This window comes from Aphanothece sacrum FPU1, assembly GCF_003864295.1.
Taxonomy (GTDB): Bacteria; Cyanobacteriota; Cyanobacteriia; order Cyanobacteriales; family Microcystaceae; genus Aphanothece_B; species Aphanothece_B sacrum.
In genome coordinates, this window is record NZ_BDQK01000001.1 from 405,226 (window position 1) to 425,004 (window position 19,779).

Consider the following 19,779-nt stretch of genomic DNA (forward strand, 5'->3'; position numbering starts at 1 on the left):
ATTAATTATCAGGGTTATCTAGGGACAGGAACTTGTTTGAGTAATGAAGTAATAACAGTATCAATTTTGATACCATCTAATTGTGATTCTGGTTTCAAAATTAGACGATGACGTAATAAAGGAGAGGCAATATTTTTTACATCATCAGGGGTAACATAATCTCGTTGGGAAAACCAAGCTTGTGCTTTACTTGTTTGTAACCAAGCAACAGTTGCCCTGGGAGAAACCCCTAATTCTAAATCAGGATGTTGACGGGTTTTTTCAACTAGATTAAGAATATAATCAATAATCTTATCATCAACTTTTATAGATTGAATTTGTTGACGTGCTTGCAGAATATCTGCTACTGTAGCAATAGGTTCTAGTTGCTCTAAATCTATTTTTTTACCCTTAAAACCTTCTTGAAAATTAAGTAACATTTGTTTAGATGCTTCTAGGGATGGATAATCAAGAATTAACTTAAACAAAAAACGATCTAATTGTGCTTCTGGTAAGGGATAAGTTCCTTCAAATTCTAAAGGATTTTGTGTTGCTGCTACCCAAAATAAAGGAGATAAAACTAAAGTTTCACCATCTAAAGTTACTTGCTGTTCTTCCATCGCTTCTAAGAGTGCAGATTGAGTTTTTGGAGGAGTCCGGTTAATTTCATCTGCGAGTAATATTTCTGTAAAAATAGGTCCTTTTTGTAAAGTAAAAGTACGACTACTAAGGTCAAAAATATTAGTTCCTAAGATATCTGAAGGGAGAATATCAGGAGTTAATTGAACTCGTTTAAATTCTGCTTTAATTAATTTAGATAAGACTTTAACCAAGAGAGTTTTTCCCGTTCCTGGAACACCTTCAAGAATAATATGACCTCCACTGAGAAATGCGACTAATAGTTGTTTGATGACGAGAGGTTGTCCTACAATAATTTTGTTAAGATTTTGACTAAGCTTGATTAAGGTTTCTGATGTAATTGTCATAATATTATGATTAATTAATAATTTTTCCTTGACGTAATGTTAAAATACGATCAGTAAATTGATCAACCATTATTTTTTGATGATTCACCATAATAATTGTGGTCAAATTATTTTGACTTAAACTAATTAACTTTTCGATTAATTGATAAGCGCGATCACTATCTAAAGCAGAAGTCGGTTCATCTAATAATAATAATTTAGGTTGCATGATCAACCCTCGCGCCATACTTACGATTTGTCGTTGTCCAAGAGATAATTGTAACTCATTGCGAGTTAACCAATTATCAGGAATAGATAAATGCGATCGCCATTGTTCAAGACGTTGTTCAATCTCAGTTTGAGGTAGTTTTTGTAATAGGAGAGGATAAGTAAGGGTTTCTTCTACCGTCATCCCTAATAATTTGGGTTCTTGAGGCACTAAAACAACCTGTTGACGTAATTTAATAGAGGGGATATTAATTAAAAATTGACCATCAAATTCTATTAAACCAGAGGAGGGATCTTGTAAACGGTTAATCAGACGTAATAGGGTAGTTTTTCCGGCCCCAGACTGCCCCATAATTCCCAAGCGATCACCTAAATTAAGACTAAAAGAAATTTCCTCCAACAAAGAAATTTTTCCTAGAGAATCACTTAAACTAACGTCCGATAATCGTAATAATGGTGTATTTTGTTCCTTCATTAGATCTCTTACAAAAATAAGTTTTTTTTGCCATTATTTATCATAATAAGTACAGCTAGGGCTAGTTTATTGAGTTTTTTAGTGAGAATCATGGAGTTATGTAAAAAACCCGCCCCTACAAATTTTATGTAATTAATTTTGTCTACCTACTTAGAAAAGATTTATTCTGATTTTTGTTCAGTAGGTAAAACTCTCCCAGGAACATTTTCTAAAGACTCTAATAGTGCTTGGGAACCGGCAATAATATCTCGTTCTTCACCCCCTAAATAAAGTCTTCCAAAGCTACCAATAGCCGAAACCTGTAAAATATTAATTAGAGCCGCTTTTTCAGCCTCATTAGCCGCTAAAGCAGCATAAGCGGCCGGTTGAACTTCCAAGACATAAAGAGTTTGTCCGGCCAAAATCATTTGTCCGCGTCGGCTACGATTAATTAATTGAGCTTGATAAGCATCGATATTACGGATAATTTGACTAGAAACCACTTGAGGTTTGAGACAATCTTGTTGACTGACCCCTAAAGCTGATAAAATAGCTTTTCCGGCTGCTCGCACTTCCCCTTGATTGCTAGAATGAATTTCTAAGAGTCCATAGAGACGTTCAACAAATTGTACTCCCGGACGCACAACTGCCGATTTTAAGGCCACATCTGTAATACGATTGATTTCGATACCTGGAGAAATTTCAATCCAGAGAGAAGCATCTCCAGGAAGAGGTAAAAATCCTAACGCGACGGTTCCAATATAGGCAGCGTGTTGAGATTGTAAACGATCTAAGTACACATAACTGCGTAGTTCAACTCCCAAAGTTTAATTCTCCTATACAATTTGAGTCTAAACCACATTACCGGAAATTTGGGTTTAAGGTTCCCCGTCTCGAAAAGGAGCGGCTTTATATGGTGTATGATATTAAGGATAGCGGATAGGGTAATCAACCGCTTCAAAAACCCAGTCATCGAAGGATGAACGAACCTTGAAAACGGAACATATAGGGTTCTGATGGGAAAAGCACCATTAGGTAAAATAGGCTGAGGAGTGTCAATTTATCCCAAATTACAATAAATTACTGAAAAGCTTAATGATCCCAGGTCTAGGAATAAAAGAGGGAATTAAACAATCAGTGCGATCGCGGATCTTGTAGTGCGATCGCTGACGAGTGTAGGTTGGGTTGAGGTAACGAAACCCAACATGATCCTTCCTTATCATATACATTTAATAGTTGAGCGTTACAATTGAAAATATCAATCTCATCCCTTAACTAAAATGACGATCAAAGAATTGCTATTACTCGAAATTGATAATACTTCCAACGAAATACTAGAAGACATATTTAACTTCTTAAAATCACTCAAAACAACACCTAAACAACCCATAGCTACCTATAGAGAACTATTAGAACGCATCGATTACCTAGAGGCGGTTGTAGGTATTCGCAAAGGTTTAGAAGAATTTGAACAAGGTAAAGGAATTCCAGCCGATCAAGCATTGTTAAGCCTACAAAACAAATTTAATATTCCTCCACGCCAATGATTTATAATGTTTTCATTGAGCCAACCGCTTTTCAAGAAATTGAAACATCCTATCGGTGGATGTGCGATAATCTGAGTGCTGAAGTTGCCAATAATTGGTATTACGAACTTCAAGATGCGATAACTTCTCTGCAAAAATTTCCCTTACGATGTGGCATAGCACCAGAGGCGGATGTAATTGGTCGTGAAATTCGACAACTGTGGGTTGGAAAACGAAGAAAATATCGGGTTTTGTTTGTTATTGAAGAAAATGTTATAGCAATTCTTCATGTTCGCCACAGTCACCAATCCTATCTCACGGAAGAATCGGACTAACCTACCCTACTATTAGAGAAAGGGGAAGGGTGGGAAAGGTTTTAATTCCTATTGTCGCACCATGGGCTATCCCACAGTTCACCCCACTGGTTAACCCTAATGCTAAGGGAGTGGTCACAGGGACATCCGCTTCCCCAGTTAAACCTGCTTCTTTAACAATCCCTGCCATTTTATAAGCATTAATCGGATTTGCTCGTGGAATGGTAATAGTCCGTTCTCCATTCGTCATCATATCACCCAAAACCAGACTAATGAGCTTAAAATAGAAAGGTTGTGCATTAATTATTATTTACTATGGCTGTTCCTAAGAAGAAAACCTCTAACACCAAGCGCGATCAACGTAAAGCGCATTGGAAACGTAAAGCTGCTCTAGAAGCCCAAAAAGCCCTATCTTTGGGTAAATCTATTTTAACTGGTCGCTCCAATAGCTTTGTCTATCCTCAAGAAGAAGAAGAAAGCGAAAACGAAGAATAAATCCATTGTAGGGGTCAACGGCCATTGATCCCTACAATTTATGATTTAAGGTCGAGTAGAACAACGATAAAAGGGTTTTTTGACTACCGTAGCGGGGTAATATTTGCCGCGAATTTCTACATCAACGGTTTGTCCGATTTTACCTAAAGCTTTGGGAACATATGCTAAAGCGATCGCTTTGCCGACGGTTGGACATAAAGTACCACTGGTAACTTCTCCAACGACTTGACCATCGGATAAGATAGGATAACCATGACGGGCAATATGTCGTCCTTCCATCTCTAACCCGACTAAGCGACGGGAGACACCATTAGCTTTTTGTTGTTCTAAAATATTACGTCCAATAAATTCGCCTTTACTGTTGAGATGAACTAACCATTTTAAATCTGCTTCTAAAGGAGTGGTTTTTTCGTCCATATCTTGACCATAGAGACACATAGCGGCTTCTAAACGTAATGTATCTCGCGCACCTAGTCCACAAGGGGTAACATCAGCTTTTAAGAGCGATCTCCAGAGGGATTTTCCTACATCTGGATCAAGCATAATTTCAAAGCCATCTTCTCCGGTATAACCAGTACGAGCAATAAAAGCAGGTTGTCCTAATACTTTGGTTTCTAGATGACCAAAAAATTTAATTTGACTAAGATCTTCTGTTACTAAAGGTTGTAATTTTTCTAGACTTTGGGGTCCTTGAATAGCGATTAAAACTTTTTGTTCTGATAAATCAGTTAAGGTAACGGCAGTGTTTTCTAGATGAGACAATAACCAAGTTTTATCTTTTTCTTTGGTTGCCGCATTAACAATGATCATCCCTCGTTGTTCTGCTGTATTTGCCTCCCCCTGATAATAAACAATGATGTCATCAATAACACCTCCATCGGGGTTGAGGAGGACTGTATATTGAGCTTGTCCGGGTTTTAGGCGTTCTAAATCTGAAGGAACGAGTAATTGTAAGGCTTTGATTAAGTCTTGACCTTGAAGGGCAAATTTCCCCATGTGAGAGATATCAAACATCCCTACAGCCTTTCGGACTGCCTCATGTTCTTGCTTGAGTCCACTAAATTGAACGGGCATTTCCCAACCGGAAAATTCTGTCATTCGGGCTTTGCTTTCAACTATCAGATCAAATAGGGGGGTACGAGAAAGGGTAACAGAAGATTCTGATTTGGCCACGGTTTCTTAAGTAAAATAACTCATCAATATTTTACTGTATTTGATCGCGTTCTAAGATTCTAAGCGAATATTTTGACCCGTTCCATCGGTTCTATATACCCAATTTTTACTGCCATCACTCACCACAATGCGCCATCCCTCTACTAAAGCTTGGGTACAAAATTCATCTGGTTTAGCCAAACCTAAACAGCCATCTGACCAAGTTTTAGCTTCATTTTCCTGAATTTTTAGCTGATTTACCCCAATTCCTGTATTTTTTGATATGTCCTGAGTCACAGCGTCAAGGACTGTAATAGGAGGTTTAGCTTGATTCATAACAGATTCTTGATTGTCCTGATTTTTTTTAGCAGATAAAGGTAAAGAATTGGTTAACGATGACTGACATCCCCAACAACTTATCCAAACCAACAAACAAACAGACAAGCAAAATTGTTTCATAATCTCATTCCTCAAATTTTTTGCTCTTAGGTGTATAATTTACTCTCACTTTTGGGAATTCTTAAGATATCAAGACATCTTTGCCCATCCTCCCTATGTCTTCTCTTTGGTTTTTCACTCAACCGTTGTTAGCTCAAACTACAGAAAATTCGCCTTCTATTTTTATCACTCCCCATACTGACTCAAAAAGCCCCACTGAACCGATTTGGATGGTTAGCACGATAACACTGTTAGTTATCATAACCGGTCTCATTATCTATGGTAACTGGCAACTCACTCAAATGACTAAAGCTCTTAATTTTGAAAAATTTAAAAATAAAGATTTAAAAAAAAAATTAAAATTAGCTTTAGTAACTATCAGAAAAATGGAAGAAAATCCCGATCTTATTCATGCAAGGGAATTTAACCTTGATTATTTAAGGATGCGAATGGATGAAGAAGTATTTCATTATGTGGTTGTTAATCAAATTAAACTGAAAGTAACACAATTGATGGGGACAGCATTACGACCCAGTACAGATAAAGTCCAAGCTGGAGTGATTACTGGAGGACGGCCCATTGACGAAAATTTCGACGTTACTTATGAAATAGAAACCCAAGAAGGAAAATGGAATAAAGGGATTTTATTTCGTATTCAAATTAAATTAACTAAATTACCTAAGCAGTCAAGTTCTAATAGCGTTCATCAAATTATTGAATGTATTGAAACCTTTTTAGCCCCTAATCTAAATCAAAAAAATTGGCAGCCAGCAATTCATGGTCAGATTGTCTCTATGAATTGGGATCAAAAAGCTAAACCGACTCCTTTATTAGTGTTAGAACAATCAGAAGAAGGTATCAATCTCAGTAATATTGTGTGAGACTTCAGAAGTTAGTTTTAGGATTTAACTTTAAAAGCTGAAATTTCAGTTTGTAATCCTTGAGCCGCATCGTCTAATTGTTCTAATACAAGATGAGTATCATGCAAAGAATAAGCCGTTTGTTCAGACCCTTCACTTAACTGTTCCATCGCCTCTCGAATGTGCCGCGCGCTTCGAGATTGTTCTTCCATGCTTTTACTTACTAATTCAAAACGAGGGTTAATCCGTTGTACTTGTTCGATCACTTGAGCAATTTTATGACTAATATTTCCTACATCTTGCACACTACTACTAACTTCTTTATTAAATTTATCCATTTCCATAACTCCTGTAGAAACTGCAGATTGCATTTCTTTAACCATCTGTTCAATTTCTAAAGTAGCGACAGCAGTTTGATCAGCTAAACGACGAATTTCTCTAGCAACTACGGCAAAACCAGCCCCATATTCTCCCGCTTTTTCTGCTTCAATTGCAGCATTAAGAGATAATAAGTTAGTTTGATCAGCTACTTTAGTAATGGTTAAAACCACACTATTAATATTATGTGCTTTTTCACTCATTACCCCTAATTTAGAAGCAATAGAAGTAGTTGCTTCTGCTAGTTGACGCATGGTGGTTTCCATGCTACCTAACTCAGTTTGTCCTTGACTTGCTGCTTGGGCCGTTCCTTGAGATAACTCAGTAATTTGTTCCATTGTTTTGACTAATTCTTCAGAAGTATTAGCAATTTCTTGAGCGGTTGCTGTTACCTCATTAGTCGAAGCGATTTGTTCAGTTAAAGTAGCTTCTAATTGTTTTCTAGAAGCAGCCATTTGTGTCGTAGAACTGGTAATGGAAATACCAGATTGTTGCACCTTAGAAATCAATCCATTGAGGTTATTTATCATGGTTTTTAAGGCTTCTAATAATTGACCGATTTCGTCATTAGAAGTTATCTCAACTTGAGTCGTGAGATTACCTTCAGAGACTTGTTCGGCAATTTTTACGGCTTTCCCTAAAGAAATTGCAATACTACGAGTCATCCAATAACCTAACCCTAAAATAGCGATAATGCTGGTAAGAAAAATGATAGAAACAAGGGTGACTGTAGTTTGTGTATGCTTTTGAGCTAATTGGGCAGAATTTTGTGAAAAACTGACCACTTGTTGTAACAAACTGGTATTTTCTGTCTTAAGTTTTTCTTGTAAAACTTGCAGATCATTGGCTGCTAATTTAGCTTTTGCTATTTCATTGGTATTAAGTAATCTAAAAAGTTCATTAGCTTTATTACTAAATAAAATATAATTTTGCTGATAATCATTTAAGGTATGACCAATTTCTTGAAAATTTTGCTTTTCTGTTTCATTTATTGCACTATTAAGTTGTTCTCCAATTAAACTTTGGGCTTTCTCAATCGCTACATTAACAAGATTTTCTTTGTCTCCAAATTCATCTTTAGCTTGATTAAAACTTCCTTGATCAAATTTACCATTAGTCTGATTAATTCCTAGTCTAAAAGCTTGCTCAAAGTTCACTACTTGAGCTAATTGATTTTCCTGCATTTGAATCAGATTTTGGATCAAATTGAGATCCTTTTCTGCCATATTTTTGACTTCGACATTTAGATTAGACATTCCCACTCTAGTAATAACAGCCCCAACGGACATACTAACTGCTGAAAAAATTAGTAAGCCGAGTAATTTAGATTCAATGGTCAGTGATTTGCGAGTCTTCATAATATTTAATCTCCGTCATTTTCTAGTCGTTGAATTCGATTTTTTAGCACTGCTGCTCCTTTAATATCTCCTTGACTTTCCCTCAATAAAGCTAAATGTAATAAAGCTTCACGATCATTGGGCTTAAGGTAAATTGCTTTTTGAAAATATCGCTGTGCTTGTTCAATTTGTCCTTGCGCTTGATAGATTTCTCCTAGTAATAAATAAGCTGAGGCATCAATCGGAGATCTTTGCAGATGACGTTGACATTCCTGAGTTGCTTCTTCTAATTGTCCTTGATTAGCCAGTTTTTGCGCTGTTTCTAAGGTAGAAATTTTATAATCCATTTTACTTTTTTGAGCTATAATCGGTTGACTCAGGGGAGACTTGAATCGGATCTGGGGTTTCTCAGAGGTTTGAAGAATTTTTTGTTTGATATCAGGAGTATTCAGGATTTTTTGGTAAGCAAAAGCTGATGGATGAGCCACAAAGCGCAAAGAAGGGGATTTAATCAGAGTTGTTTCCACTGCTCCGACAAACAGTAACCCTCCTTCACATAATAAACGTTCTAAAGTTTCGAGCGCACGATTTCGAGCATTAGTATCTAAATAAATCAGTAAATGACGACAAAAAATTATCTGATAAGATGGCAGAGTCGGCAACCAAACAGAAAACAAATTTTTCTGAGTAAACGTTACTTGATGGCGAACTTCTTGACAAATTTGTGAACCATCTTTAACCGGATAAAAAAATTTATCATGTTCTACCCAATCATGAGAGCGAAAGGAATTATTGCCATAGATTCCTTGTTTTGCTTTGATTAAAGCTTCTTGACTTATATCCATACCATCAATGTGAAATTGTTGTGGTTTTAATGGAGTATCAAGTAAAGTTATGGCAATCGAATAAGGTTCCTCTCCCGTCGAACAAGGTATACTCAAAACCCGTAATTTTTTGTAGGGATTATGGGGCAACCAATCCGTGTTAACGTGGTGACGTAGCAAAGAAAAAGCCTCTCGATGTCGAAAAAACCAAGTTTCTCGAATCACAATTTGTTCCACCAGATTTTGCAGTTCTTCGGGAGATGTTTGTAACCGTTTTAGATAGCTACTAAGCTCATTTAACTGACAAGCTTTTTGACGCATAGCGATCGCTTTTCTCAAATGGCGATCGCTAACTTTGGGCATTTCCCACCCCATTTTTTGGGTGAGTAACTTCTCAATGGCTGTTTTTTCCTGACTCATGTTAGTTAGACCGATTTTCAGGTAATAACCATGCCCGTTGTGAGTCGGATAATAATTCTTCGACTCGTAATCTTTGAATCATTCCCTGTTGTTCGGGAATCATTTCTCCTAAATAAGGGGTAGAATTGGAGGATAATTCCGCAGGAATTAATTCGCTTTCTGGTTTATACAGGGTATCTGTCACTCTTTCTGCGACTAATCCTAGATACCGGGTAGTGCCGTTGGGCATGGGATAATTAACCATCATAATTCTTGTACTAAGACAACGACGACAGCAATCGCCCCTAATTATGAAGCATAAATCAATCGCCGGAACAATTTTACCCCGATAATTAAAGACTCCAGCCACATATTCAGGAGCTTGATATAGCTTTTTTAACAAGACTTGGGGGATAATTTCTACTACCTGTTTACAGTCAATGGCATATTTTTCATCACCGAGATGGAATAGGAGTAACAACATAAGAGGGTTTGGCAATGAGTCTTAAAGAAAGTAGGGAGTAGGGGAAGTTGGGGGCTGAATTGATGTTCATTGAATTGCTTCTGTTTTTAATTTTACTGCCAAAATTGGACTCATTTCTCTAACTTAAGGATTAAATGTGAAAATTTTTCAACAATTTAATTGTTTTTTTGATTATTGTCCCTAACCCAAACTTGATTATCTCAAAACTTGGCCCTTATTATTAATTTAAATCTATCGGGCTTGTCCCCTTTTTACACAAGATTAATTTTTTTGTCTAGTCTCATCGAAAGGTAACTTTTTTGAGACAATCAAGAGGGAGAAATCTATACAGTGATTATCGCAGAATTAATCGCCAATTATGTCAGAAACAACCATCGAATCTATCTTACAAGAAACCCGGCTATTTTATCCTCCCTCTGAATTTGCCCAAGAAGCCGAGATCAACAGCTTAAAAGCTTATGAAGAACACTATGCCGAAGCTAAGGCTGATCCCCAAGCATTTTGGGCAAAACTAGCCCAAAAAGAATTACATTGGTTCAAGAAATGGGATCAAGTTCTCGACTGGCAACCTCCCTTTGCTAAATGGTTTGTCGGAGGCAAACTTAACATCTCTTATAATTGTCTAGATCGACACTTGACTACCCCCAGACGCAATAAAGCAGCCATTATCTGGGAAGGAGAACCCGGCGACTCTCGCACCTTAACCTATGCTCAACTCCATCGGGAAGTCTGTCAATTTGCTAACTCGATGAAACAGTTAGGAGTTAAAAAAGGCGATCGCGTGGGTATCTATATGCCTATGATCCCAGAAGCAGCGATCGCCATGTTAGCTTGCGCTCGCATTGGTGCGCCTCATAGTGTGGTTTTTGGCGGATTTAGCGCAGAAGCTCTCAAAGATCGCTTAGAAGATGCTCAAGCTAAGCTTGTTATCACGGCTGATGGGGGTTTTCGTAAGGATAAAGCTGTTCCTCTCAAAGCGCAAGTAGATTTAGCTCTAGAACATGGGGCCCCTACCGTCGAAAATGTGATTGTGGTTCAACGTACTAAAGAACCAATTACTATGGTAGAAGGACGGGATCATTGGTGGCACGATCTCCAAAAAACCTCATCCCCACACTGTCCGGCGGAAATTATGGATAGTGAAGATACTCTGTTTATTCTCTATACCAGTGGTAGCACAGGAAAACCCAAAGGTGTGGTACATACTACCGGAGGATATAATCTCTACACCCACATGACCAGTAAATGGGTCTTTGATCTCAAGGAAACTGATGTATACTGGTGTACGGCTGATGTAGGCTGGATCACAGGTCATAGTTATATTGTCTATGGCCCTCTGTCTAATGGGGCCACAAGTTTAATGTATGAGGGGGCCCCCCGTGCTTCTAACCCTGGTTGTTTCTGGGATGTGATCGAAAAATATGGAGTCAATATTTTCTATACTGCTCCGACAGCAATTCGCGCTTTTATTAAAATGGGAGAAGATATCCCGAATGCTCGTGATCTCTCCTCTTTGCGTCTTTTAGGAACTGTTGGCGAACCCATTAACCCTGAAGCTTGGATGTGGTATCATCGCGTCATTGGTGCAGAACGCTGTCCCATTGTGGATACTTGGTGGCAAACGGAAACCGGAGGAATCATGGTAACAGCTTTACCTGGAGCCATTCCCACTAAACCTGGCTCAGCTACTCGTCCTTTTCCTGGCATTATAGTTGATGTGGTCGATAAACAGGGTAATCCTGTCCCTGATAATACGGGAGGGTATTTGGTGGTTAAATATCCTTGGCCAAGTATGTTACGCACGGTTTATGGCAACCCTGAACGTTTTCGCAAAACCTATTGGGAAGAAATTCCTCATATTGATGGACAACCTGTTTATTTTGCCGGAGATAGTGTCCGTCGGGATGAAGATGGCTATTTTTGGATTATGGGACGGGTGGATGATGTCATGAATGTGGCAGGTCATCGCTTAGGTTCAATGGAGTTAGAATCAGCTTTAAAGTCTCATCCTGGGGTCGCTGAGTCTGGTGTGATCGGTATCCCTGATGAGATCAAAGGAGAGGAGATCGTAGCTTTTGTGATCTTAAAAAATGATTTTAGTCCCTCTGATGATTTAGTCAAGGAATTAAAACAGCACGTGATGGAAGAAATTGGTGCGATCGCTCGTCCAGGAGAAATTTACTTTACGGATGTTTTACCGAAGACTCGTTCGGGTAAAATTGTCCGTCGCTTTTTACGTCAAATAGCGGCCGGACAAGAAATTGTCGGTGATAGAAGCACTGTGGAAGATCCCACTGTTTTAGATAAGTTAGAAGCAGAAATCCGTGAAAAACACCCTAAAGTTGGATAAGTTGAATTGATCTTTCGGGTTTGTCGAGGTAACTGATAAATCGTCTCCACAAACCCTAAACTCCTTGTTCTAAACCCCGCACCTAATACCCTACCGTTATGATTCAACTTCTATCCTTTCTCCAACAAGCAGTTAATTTTGGGGTTCATCATGCTACTGAGCAACCTCCTTCAGAAACTTTAACAAAGGCTTTATTAGATGCAGAAAAAACCGCTAAAAAAGTTAAGCCTCATTATACACCAGAACAATTACAAGGAACTTGGCGACTCTGTTTTATTACGGGAACAAAAAAAGCGCAAAAACAGGCAGAAATAGTTCTGAAATCCGGGCGTTATCTTCCTAGTTGGGCTAAAATTGAACTTACTTATCAGACTAAAAATGAGTCTATTTTTCCTGAGTTAGACACCCTAACTAATTCCATTGAATGCGGTGGATTTCATTTAATATTAGCTGGGCCAGCTAAATTTATTAACATTAAAAATATTCTTGCTTTTGATTTTACTAAATTAACCTTAAAATTCGGAGGAATGACTCTATATAATGGTAACATTCCGAGCGGTAAACAAAGAGAAAATAAATTTTATCATTCTAGTCTTAGTCAACAAGCTTTTTTCTCCTATTTCTTAATTGAAGATAATCTCATTGCTGCTAGAGGAAAAGGAGGAGGTTTAGCTCTTTGGGGACGATAAGAATCTAAAAGATAAGGGAACGGTTTATGATATAAAAAGTATAATGTCAAAAAACGTGAAAGGAAAATGGATATTACTACCCTACTGACACAAGATACCCTGATCGCGGCCTTACTCTACCTAACTTTAAGTGTTCTATATCTTTTGATTCTTCCTGGATTTGTCTATTTTTACCTGAAAACTCGTTGGTATGTAGCCAGTTCCTTTGAACGCGGGTTTATGTACTTCCTGATGTTCTTCTTTTTCCCAGGAGTCCTACTTTTAAGTCCTTTTTTGAATTTTCGCCCTAAACGTCGTCAATTAATCTAGAATACAACTTATAGACCCATCATGAGACGAATTGATGTCATAGCCATTGGCTTCGGGGTATTTATCGCCGGAGGGGTCGTCTATATGTTGTTTCAGGCAGTTGGATTTGACCAAATATCCGCCGGAATCTGGAGTCAAGCTTTATTAGTAGGGGGTTTAGTGGTCTGGACACTGACCTATTTGTTACGAGTTGCGGGTCAAAAAATGACTTACAATCAACAGATACAAGACTACAAAGATGCTGTCTTGCAAAAAAGCTTAGACGAGATGACCCCAGAAGAACTCGAAAAGCTACAAAAAGAAATTGAACAACAATGATAACCTCGGTTTCCGACTGTTTCCAAGCTTTGCGCGATCGCGGCGAATGTGCATTAATTCCTTTTATAACCGCAGGTGATCCCGATTTAGAGACTACTGCCAAGGCCTTACGACTTCTAGATGTTTCGGGAGCCGATATAATTGAGTTAGGGGTTCCCTATTCTGATCCTTTAGCAGATGGCCCAGTTATCCAAGCAGCGGCCACTCGCGCTTTGGGTCGAGGGGTTAAATTAGAAGATGTCTTAGCGATCGTCAAAGAGGTCAACCAAGACATTAAAACCCCGATTATTCTGTTTACTTACTACAATCCTATTTTTTATCGGGGAATTGAAGCTTTTCTGCAACAAATTAAAGCAGTTGGGGTACAGGGTCTAGTAGTGCCTGATTTGCCCCTAGAAGAAGCTTCAAACCTCTTAAAACCTGCTAGTGAGATGGGGATTGAAGTTACCTTATTAGTGGCTCCTACGAGTCCCTTAGAACGAATAAAAGCGATCGCTGCTCAATCTCAAGGGTTTATTTATTTGGTGAGTGTTACAGGGGTAACGGGAATGCGCACCCAAGTGGCCGCCAGAGTTGAAGATTTAATCACTAATTTACGTCAAGTGACGGATAAACCCATTGGGGTAGGTTTTGGCATTTCTCAAGCTCAACAGGCTTTACAGGTCAAAAAATGGGGAGCAGATGGGGTGATTGTAGGGAGTGCGATGGTTCAAAGATTAGCCGAAGGGACACCCGAAGAAGGGTTAAAAGCGGTGGGAGAATTTTGTCGGACTCTTAAACAAGCACTGATTGACACTCCTACTGTATTTTAGTCCACCAAAATCCTTCTGTCGAACTCAGGTCATTGAAAATTTTTGGTCAAAGGTCAAAGGGACACTTTGAGCGATCGCAATCTATTTAAAGCAGCAGCTAATTCAAAGCGACGAAAGAACACTAAATCACCTTGAGGAAACTCACTAATACAATCTAATCCCTCAGAGGCAATATCAGCCATAACTTTATCTAAAATCTTGGATAAGGTACATTGACCCTTCATATAAGTATTTTTAGCATAGATAAGGGCTGCCGCGATCGCCCGTAATTGTCCAGTTTCCACAATTTGTTCTACTGCTGTTAAATCAATTTCCTCTGTCCCAAACCCCACCTCATCTACATCTCTTACCTTAACTTTAACTGCCTTATGCCCTCTACTGGGGTCAATACTCTCAGATAAGGGCATTCTAGGGGTAATTTTCCCAAAAGTGTCCCCCCCTTCCCACAAACGCTCATTTAAGTGCTGTTGAGCAATCAATTTAGCTTGTTTGGTCACTTCTTCGGGCTGAAAATTATTCATGGTGATGACTGTATCGGCCACCTCAAAATAATCCCCACTGCCTCCCATCACCAAAATAGTAGACACCCCATAATCTGTATAAAGTTGCCTGATTTTATCAATTAAGGGGGTAATTGGTTCTTTTTCTTTACTAATTAATTGTTGCATCCGGCGATCGCGGATCATGAAATTAGTGGCGGCCGTATCTTCATCTATAAATAAGACTTTGGCCCCAACTTCTAAAGCTTCTATGATATTAGCCGCTTGAGACGTACTGCCACTAGCATTAGTAGTAGAAAAATTGTCCGTTGAACGTCCTTGAGGTAACTGATTAATAAAGGGAGAAATATTGACTCCAACAATACTACGCCCATCTTCAGCCCTAATTTTAACCCCTGTTGGCTCACTAATCACAAATTCTCTGCCATCTTCGGGAATATGATTATAAACTCCCAATTCTAAAGCCCGTAATAAGGTAGATTTGCCATGATATCCACCCCCAACAATGAGAGTAATGCCTTGAGGAATGCCCATTCCTTCAATTAAACCCCGATTTGGACAATTAAAACTCACTTCTAGGGATTTTGGGGATTGAAAGGGGATGGCCTCCGTTTCTAAGGGACGGGCATCTACCCCACTGCGACGGGGTAAAATAGAGCCATTAGCCACAAATTCCACTAAACCCCGTTTTCCTAATTCTTGCCGTAACCAGTCGGCATCTTCAACGGTTTCTACCTGTTTTCGTAACGCTTCTGGGTTCAAGGCGGAATATTTCAAGGCCCGATCAACAATTTCCGGGATATCCTCACATAACATCTGGGCCGCTTGACGACCCAAAATTGTACGTCCTCGGGCCGGAAGTCCTACAAAAAAGCGGATTTCTAGGTTTCCTTCTCTAACAAAAGCGGCGGTACGTTTTAAGATTTCTTGTCCGACAGAAACAATGGCAATAAGTCCACTTTTTCCTGTCCCCCGATGACTACTAATTTGACGGGCAACTTGGTCAAATTGTCGGATAAGATAGTCTTCTAGACCTAAAGTTCGACTAGGGGACTGATAAAGACTAGGAGGAAATTGGGCTACAAATGCCGGAATTTTTAGGATAATTTTACTAGGAGAGGCGAAGGGATCACTTTGAACATGATCAATAATTAGGATAAAATCCTGAAATTGATAACTCCCTTTGATGTCTTGATAAGCTTTATAACCTCGTCCATCTAAGGCTAAAAGTTGATTATAGAGGGTTTGCTCATTGGACATACTTATTTATAATAAAACGTTAAATATCAAGGCTTAATGGTATTTATTTTAAAGTTAAAGGAACATTACCGCAATTTAGGGAACCAAGTGCCGTAACTCATCAGTTATCATCTTCTCGTGATGGGTTACGCTGCGCTAACCCATCCTACTACAATCATTAACTAATGAACTTTTTGGGCTTAAGTTGACACCAATGCATGATATTACAACCCTACTAAACTGACCATAAGATGGCTATTTTATGTTATGTTAAGTTTTGTAAAGGTTCTAAGCTTAGCAGGGGAAATACGATGAATTTGGTAATTCCAGAAACGGTGAAATTCTGGTCACAGTTTGGTCATCCCATTCTGATGTGGGTGTTGTTAGGGTTAACGGTTTATGCGTTGTATTCAGGTATTCAGTGGCGCAGAACTCGTACGGCGGACAAAGATACTCGAAAAGAGTTAATTCAAAAAGATTTTCGCACAAAACACTATCAAATTGGGTCACTTTTATTGGCGTTGATGGTATTAGGAACTATTGGCGGCATGGCAGTTACTTATATTAACAATGGTAAGTTATTTTTTGGGCCTCATCTGTTAGTGGGTTTATCCATGACGGGACTTATAGCCATATCGGCTGCTTTAATTCCTTTGATGCAAAAAGGTAACGAATTTGCTCGTTATACTCATATTACCTTAAATGTTACTTTGTTGGGTTTATTTACTTGGCAAGCGGTAACAGGTATGGAAATTGTTCAAAAAATTCTTAGCAAATTATAAGGGCAATTTTTATAAGGGGTGTAATAGTTTACGCCTCTTTTTTTAATCTCTATATATCAAACTTTATGGTTCTACAGGACTTATTATGCTAAATTATCAGTTTTGAACTCATTTCAATGTTTGAACATTAATATTTCGTCCTTCCCTAAGAACAATTCTTTCCCCATAAGTCAGTAATTTATCCAGGGTATTGAGTCTATTTTCCCACACCTGAAACTGATAAGGTTGACGAATTTTATATTGTCCCATAGCTATAGAAAATTGTTGCTGAAATTGACTCAAAGCCTTTCTCGCAGCGATTAAATGTTGTGACGATGGTTCATTAGCTAATTGATTTAAGGCATTGCCTAAATTACCTTTTTGTTGATTCCAAACAGTTAAACGAACAGGTGCAATTACTAATTGTTGATTATTAAGTAAAAAATTCCACTCCTGTTCTAATGCTTGATACCTTCCCACTGCTGCTTTAAAAGGTTGACGATAGGGTAAAGCTTGAGAGGTTTTAGGGGTTTGAGTACGACTTAACAACGTTTGTAGAGAAGGGGTTAAATTTTCGGCGGCAAAGAGGGCAAAACCTCCTCCTGGCATATTACGAATTAACTGTAATTGATCGATGGTTACGGAGTCAGGAACTTTTAATAAACGTAAACCCGGAACCACTAAAGCTGAACCCGATAAAGATTTATCAAATAAGGGTTGAGTCCGTTCTTCTAAACGATCTGTATCTAAAGCATAGGTCATCAAAACAATCATATCTACCCAACCACGACTGATCCATTCTTCCCAATTTTGTTGCAGTCGAAAAAGGCGATCGCGTTGTTCAATAGGAAATACGGAAGCTGACACAATTAAATCAGGTCGTTTTCGTTTGAGTTGTGTGGCAGCATTAGCGACAAAACTATCTACTTGACGCACGCGAAACCCTGTCCACTGGTTCCATAAAGGATGTCCAGGAGAAATTTCAATCGGATCAACCCCAGTGATATCTTTAAATAAGGCGCGCGAAGCTTTACTATAACCAAAGGTTTGATTAAGTTGGGGTTGTTGGAAAGGATAACGAATATAGTCAAATTGAATCCCGTCTACATCATAATTACTAACAATTTCATCAAAAAGAGAGAGTAAATATTGCTGAACTTTGGGATTAGCTGGATCAAGAAATGCCTTTTTGAATTGTGGTCCTTTATCAAAAAAATTCCCTTCTTGATCCGTAATACCCCAATCAGGATTACGAGATAGTACGGGACCTAAATAATCTATAGGTTGTTCTAATACTTTATTATGCCCTTGATTGGCTGCCCCAAAAACCCACACCCAAGCGTGTATTTCCATTCCCCGTTCATGGGCTAATTTAATTGCCACTTTCAGAGGGTCCCAACCTTTGGTTAAGGGGTTTTGTTCCGGGGCCACACGACTCGGATAAATGGGATAGCTGGCGTTAACTGTTTCAATAAAGACTGTATTAATGCCTGATTGGGCCATTCTGTCAAAAATCACTGCTAAATCGGCTTCTGAACTATTTTTGACGATAGTTCCCCTATCTAACCACATGGCCCTGATTTCCGGTTGAGCAAATTGGCGATCGGTAGGATAATTATCCCAAAGACTACGACGCGCTTTTAACCATACTTGTCGCCCTTGCTCATATTGTTGTTGGTTAATCAGTTGATAAAATTGGTTTAAACTTTGTTTGGCTTCAATGAGGGTTTGATGGGACTGATGAACAACGTCTGAGGGCTTAGTTTGAGGGGGATCTAAGGGCTGTTGGGTCAGTTTAAGGGAAGATCTATCTAAACCGCTATTGCTGGCTTCTGTGGCTAAAAGAGTGCTTTCAAAACGAGCAATAAGATTTTCCAGTTCTTCTCCCATGGTCTTAGCTTGCGTCACTGATATAGCAGAAGGAACTGCGGTATTATTCAATGGTTTAGGACTGGAGGCAACAGTAGGAGCAACAGGACGAGAAGATTGAGGAAATGATGGGTTAGGAGTTTCTATCGGTGGAGTAGGAGTTGCTGGCGATGGAGTGTTAGGGATATATTGTTGAGGTAGAATGGGAAAAGGTTCGGTTTTTTGGTTAGAATTAGGGTTACAAGGGGTAATTTCTGCTGCTCCAGGAATGGAAAGTTGACTATTTTGATTAACCCCATAGCGATTTAAAGCTGTTTGTAACCAAGCCGTATCAAAGGCTGCTGAAGTGACGCTATCTACTCCCCAACGCCAGCCTAAAAAGATAGTATTGTCTTTGAGAAGAACGGCAGGAGGTTTGCCTTGGGTTTGCCAAACCGCAGCAGCTTGGGTATTAATGGCAGTGGGAATGATTACACCCCCAATGAAGGTGGCAGTTAATTTTGAGGTTGTGGGGGGACTCAGTTGAGCTTTTTCTAAGAGTTTCAGGGTTGAGGGGGAGGAGTTGGGATAGCCCCAATAAGCACCAAATAGCGATCGCAGTTGGGTTTTAACTTCTAATTCTGATAAACTTCCGGTGGGGCCACTAACAATGACTTTTCCTCCTTTTCCCATCCAGGTTTCGAGGGTATCTGCTTGTTGTCCGGTGATTTGTTCGACATTGGGCAAAAATAATACTCGAATATCCCCTAAATCTTGCGTTGTTTCCCAGTTAGCTGACTCAATTACACAAAATTGCATACCTGTGGCTAAAAGGCGATTTCTGATGGATGTCCATTGTTGCGCGTTTTCTGGACTTTTGACCACACCAACTCTACCCAGGAAAGCATAGGCAGGACAGATAAATACTGTTAAGGGTAGAAAACTACATAATAGTCTGACTAAAGATTTTGAGGGAAATCTTAGAAAGTTTAGGTAATTTATTTTTTGGGTGATCAATTTTGTTTTCCTCAACACAACACTCTCCTTATCTGTGACGTTCTCCCGACCTTATCCGCAAGCGGTATAACGGGGGCTTCTAAATTGGGTTATCGGTCTTTCC

Annotated in this window: 22 protein-coding genes; 10 read left to right on the plus strand and 12 right to left on the minus strand. The window is 38.9% G+C overall.

The genetic code is table 11. The annotated features are described in order from the left end of the window. Positions 1–14 precede the first annotated feature (14 nt). The 4 genes from AsFPU1_RS01845 to AsFPU1_RS22405 form a co-directional block, all read right to left on the minus strand. Positions 15–965, minus strand: a complete 951-nt coding sequence (locus AsFPU1_RS01845; protein WP_124977621.1) for an AAA family ATPase — start codon at positions 963–965, stop codon at positions 15–17. Positions 966–975: 10 nt separating this feature from the next. After that, positions 976–1,647, minus strand: a complete 672-nt coding sequence (locus AsFPU1_RS01850) for an ABC transporter ATP-binding protein (protein ID WP_124977619.1) — start codon at positions 1,645–1,647, stop codon at positions 976–978. A 161-nt stretch (positions 1,648–1,808) separates the two neighbouring features. Then, positions 1,809–2,450 carry a beta-carboxysome protein CcmP gene (gene ccmP, locus AsFPU1_RS01855; RefSeq protein ID WP_124977617.1) on the minus strand — a complete coding sequence of 214 codons (642 nt, stop codon included), beginning with the start codon at positions 2,448–2,450 and terminating at the stop codon, positions 1,809–1,811. A 246-nt stretch (positions 2,451–2,696) separates the two neighbouring features. Then, positions 2,697–2,849, minus strand: coding sequence for a hypothetical protein (locus AsFPU1_RS22405; protein WP_172957569.1), 153 nt, complete (start codon positions 2,847–2,849; stop codon positions 2,697–2,699). A 57-nt stretch (positions 2,850–2,906) separates the two neighbouring features. Between AsFPU1_RS22405 and AsFPU1_RS01860 the strand changes: the two genes are divergently transcribed. After that, positions 2,907–3,173, plus strand: a complete 267-nt coding sequence (locus tag AsFPU1_RS01860) for a prevent-host-death family protein (protein WP_124977615.1) — start codon at positions 2,907–2,909, stop codon at positions 3,171–3,173. Further along, entirely contained in the window at positions 3,170–3,487 is a 318-nt protein-coding gene (locus AsFPU1_RS01865; RefSeq protein WP_124977613.1) for a type II toxin-antitoxin system RelE/ParE family toxin, read from the plus strand. The genes AsFPU1_RS01860 and AsFPU1_RS01865 overlap by 4 nt, the downstream gene beginning before the upstream one ends. 1 nt (position 3,488) lies before the next feature. On the opposite strand, the gene AsFPU1_RS01870 is transcribed toward AsFPU1_RS01865, so the two are convergent. Then, positions 3,489–3,719, minus strand: coding sequence for a hypothetical protein (locus AsFPU1_RS01870; protein ID WP_124977611.1), 231 nt, complete (start codon positions 3,717–3,719; stop codon positions 3,489–3,491). A gap of 62 nt (positions 3,720–3,781) precedes the next feature. Between AsFPU1_RS01870 and rpmF the strand changes: the two genes are divergently transcribed. Continuing rightward, positions 3,782–3,961, plus strand: coding sequence for a 50S ribosomal protein L32 (gene rpmF / locus AsFPU1_RS01875; protein ID WP_124977609.1), 180 nt, complete (start codon positions 3,782–3,784; stop codon positions 3,959–3,961). A gap of 45 nt (positions 3,962–4,006) precedes the next feature. Here the strand turns inward: rpmF and gcvT are convergent, their stop codons facing one another. After that, positions 4,007–5,134 (minus strand): glycine cleavage system aminomethyltransferase GcvT, encoded by a 1,128-nt coding sequence (gene gcvT, locus AsFPU1_RS01880; protein ID WP_124977607.1) that lies wholly within the window; start codon positions 5,132–5,134, stop codon positions 4,007–4,009. Positions 5,135–5,185: 51 nt separating this feature from the next. Next, on the minus strand, positions 5,186–5,572 hold the full coding sequence (locus tag AsFPU1_RS01885; RefSeq protein ID WP_124977605.1) for a DUF8738 domain-containing protein: 387 nt from the start codon (positions 5,570–5,572) through the stop codon (positions 5,186–5,188). 95 nt (positions 5,573–5,667) lie between these two features. On the opposite strand from AsFPU1_RS01885, the gene AsFPU1_RS01890 reads away from it, so the two are divergent. Beyond that, entirely contained in the window at positions 5,668–6,432 is a 765-nt protein-coding gene (locus AsFPU1_RS01890) for a hypothetical protein (RefSeq protein WP_124977603.1), read from the plus strand. Between the two features lie 17 nt (positions 6,433–6,449). Here the strand turns inward: AsFPU1_RS01890 and AsFPU1_RS01895 are convergent, their stop codons facing one another. Genes AsFPU1_RS01895 through AsFPU1_RS01905 form a run of 3 tightly spaced genes read right to left on the minus strand, consistent with a single transcriptional unit; the run spans position 6,450 to position 9,833 of the window. Continuing rightward, the gene (locus AsFPU1_RS01895) at positions 6,450–8,147 is read right to left on the minus strand and encodes a methyl-accepting chemotaxis protein (RefSeq protein ID WP_124977601.1); all 1,698 of its coding nucleotides are present in this window, start codon (positions 8,145–8,147) and stop codon (positions 6,450–6,452) included. 5 nt (positions 8,148–8,152) lie between these two features. Beyond that, entirely contained in the window at positions 8,153–9,370 is a 1,218-nt protein-coding gene (locus AsFPU1_RS01900; RefSeq protein WP_124977599.1) for a CheR family methyltransferase, read from the minus strand. Position 9,371: 1 nt separating this feature from the next. Beyond that, positions 9,372–9,833 (minus strand): chemotaxis protein CheW, encoded by a 462-nt coding sequence (locus tag AsFPU1_RS01905; protein WP_124977597.1) that lies wholly within the window; start codon positions 9,831–9,833, stop codon positions 9,372–9,374. Between the two features lie 358 nt (positions 9,834–10,191). Here AsFPU1_RS01905 and acs point away from each other — a divergent pair, with 358 nt between their 5' ends. The 5 genes from acs to trpA all read left to right on the plus strand — a co-directional run bounded on the left by acs (position 10,192) and on the right by trpA (position 14,311). Further along, on the plus strand, positions 10,192–12,183 hold the full coding sequence (gene acs / locus AsFPU1_RS01910; protein ID WP_124977595.1) for an acetate--CoA ligase: 1,992 nt from the start codon (positions 10,192–10,194) through the stop codon (positions 12,181–12,183). A 101-nt stretch (positions 12,184–12,284) separates the two neighbouring features. Then, positions 12,285–12,872 (plus strand): hypothetical protein, encoded by a 588-nt coding sequence (locus AsFPU1_RS01915; RefSeq protein WP_438357541.1) that lies wholly within the window; start codon positions 12,285–12,287, stop codon positions 12,870–12,872. A gap of 72 nt (positions 12,873–12,944) precedes the next feature. Next, a complete protein-coding gene (gene ndhL / locus AsFPU1_RS01920) occupies positions 12,945–13,181 on the plus strand; it encodes an NAD(P)H-quinone oxidoreductase subunit L (RefSeq protein WP_172957572.1) in 237 nt (78 codons plus the stop codon). A gap of 21 nt (positions 13,182–13,202) precedes the next feature. Continuing rightward, the gene (locus AsFPU1_RS01925) at positions 13,203–13,499 is read left to right on the plus strand and encodes a DUF3007 family protein (protein WP_124977589.1); all 297 of its coding nucleotides are present in this window, start codon (positions 13,203–13,205) and stop codon (positions 13,497–13,499) included. Continuing rightward, the gene (gene trpA, locus AsFPU1_RS01930; RefSeq protein WP_124977734.1) at positions 13,499–14,311 is read left to right on the plus strand and encodes a tryptophan synthase subunit alpha; all 813 of its coding nucleotides are present in this window, start codon (positions 13,499–13,501) and stop codon (positions 14,309–14,311) included. Before AsFPU1_RS01925 ends, trpA begins: the two co-directional genes overlap by 1 nt. A gap of 53 nt (positions 14,312–14,364) precedes the next feature. On the opposite strand, the gene AsFPU1_RS01935 is transcribed toward trpA, so the two are convergent. Continuing rightward, positions 14,365–16,071 carry an ABC-ATPase domain-containing protein gene (locus tag AsFPU1_RS01935; protein ID WP_124977587.1) on the minus strand — a complete coding sequence of 569 codons (1,707 nt, stop codon included), beginning with the start codon at positions 16,069–16,071 and terminating at the stop codon, positions 14,365–14,367. 290 nt (positions 16,072–16,361) lie between these two features. On the opposite strand from AsFPU1_RS01935, the gene AsFPU1_RS01940 reads away from it, so the two are divergent. Next, positions 16,362–16,832, plus strand: coding sequence for a DUF4079 domain-containing protein (locus AsFPU1_RS01940; protein WP_124977585.1), 471 nt, complete (start codon positions 16,362–16,364; stop codon positions 16,830–16,832). Positions 16,833–16,940: 108 nt separating this feature from the next. Here AsFPU1_RS01940 and AsFPU1_RS01945 read toward each other — a convergent pair whose 3' ends face one another. Then, positions 16,941–19,694 carry a glycoside hydrolase family 10-like protein gene (locus AsFPU1_RS01945; RefSeq protein ID WP_124977583.1) on the minus strand — a complete coding sequence of 918 codons (2,754 nt, stop codon included), beginning with the start codon at positions 19,692–19,694 and terminating at the stop codon, positions 16,941–16,943. Positions 19,695–19,779 lie beyond the last annotated feature (85 nt).

Bases quoted from the DNA above. Each gene is read 5' to 3' on its own strand.
- AsFPU1_RS01845 (WP_124977621.1), bottom strand. From the start codon at position 965: ATGACAATTACATCAGAAACCTTAATCAAGCTTAGTCAAAATCTTAAC.
- AsFPU1_RS01885 (WP_124977605.1), bottom strand. From the start codon at position 5,572: ATGAAACAATTTTGCTTGTCTGTTTGTTTGTTGGTTTGGATAAGTTGT.
- AsFPU1_RS01905 (WP_124977597.1), bottom strand. From the start codon at position 9,833: ATGTTGTTACTCCTATTCCATCTCGGTGATGAAAAATATGCCATTGAC.
- AsFPU1_RS01940 (WP_124977585.1), top strand. From the start codon at position 16,362: ATGAATTTGGTAATTCCAGAAACGGTGAAATTCTGGTCACAGTTTGGT.
- rpmF (WP_124977609.1), top strand. From the start codon at position 3,782: ATGGCTGTTCCTAAGAAGAAAACCTCTAACACCAAGCGCGATCAACGT.
- AsFPU1_RS22405 (WP_172957569.1), bottom strand. From the start codon at position 2,849: ATGATAAGGAAGGATCATGTTGGGTTTCGTTACCTCAACCCAACCTAC.
- AsFPU1_RS01870 (WP_124977611.1), bottom strand. From the start codon at position 3,719: ATGATGACGAATGGAGAACGGACTATTACCATTCCACGAGCAAATCCG.
- AsFPU1_RS01925 (WP_124977589.1), top strand. From the start codon at position 13,203: ATGAGACGAATTGATGTCATAGCCATTGGCTTCGGGGTATTTATCGCC.
- AsFPU1_RS01860 (WP_124977615.1), top strand. From the start codon at position 2,907: ATGACGATCAAAGAATTGCTATTACTCGAAATTGATAATACTTCCAAC.
- AsFPU1_RS01935 (WP_124977587.1), bottom strand. From the start codon at position 16,071: ATGTCCAATGAGCAAACCCTCTATAATCAACTTTTAGCCTTAGATGGA.
- AsFPU1_RS01890 (WP_124977603.1), top strand. From the start codon at position 5,668: ATGTCTTCTCTTTGGTTTTTCACTCAACCGTTGTTAGCTCAAACTACA.
- AsFPU1_RS01900 (WP_124977599.1), bottom strand. From the start codon at position 9,370: ATGAGTCAGGAAAAAACAGCCATTGAGAAGTTACTCACCCAAAAAATG.
- acs (WP_124977595.1), top strand. From the start codon at position 10,192: ATGTCAGAAACAACCATCGAATCTATCTTACAAGAAACCCGGCTATTT.
- AsFPU1_RS01895 (WP_124977601.1), bottom strand. From the start codon at position 8,147: ATGAAGACTCGCAAATCACTGACCATTGAATCTAAATTACTCGGCTTA.
- AsFPU1_RS01865 (WP_124977613.1), top strand. From the start codon at position 3,170: ATGATTTATAATGTTTTCATTGAGCCAACCGCTTTTCAAGAAATTGAA.
- AsFPU1_RS01850 (WP_124977619.1), bottom strand. From the start codon at position 1,647: ATGAAGGAACAAAATACACCATTATTACGATTATCGGACGTTAGTTTA.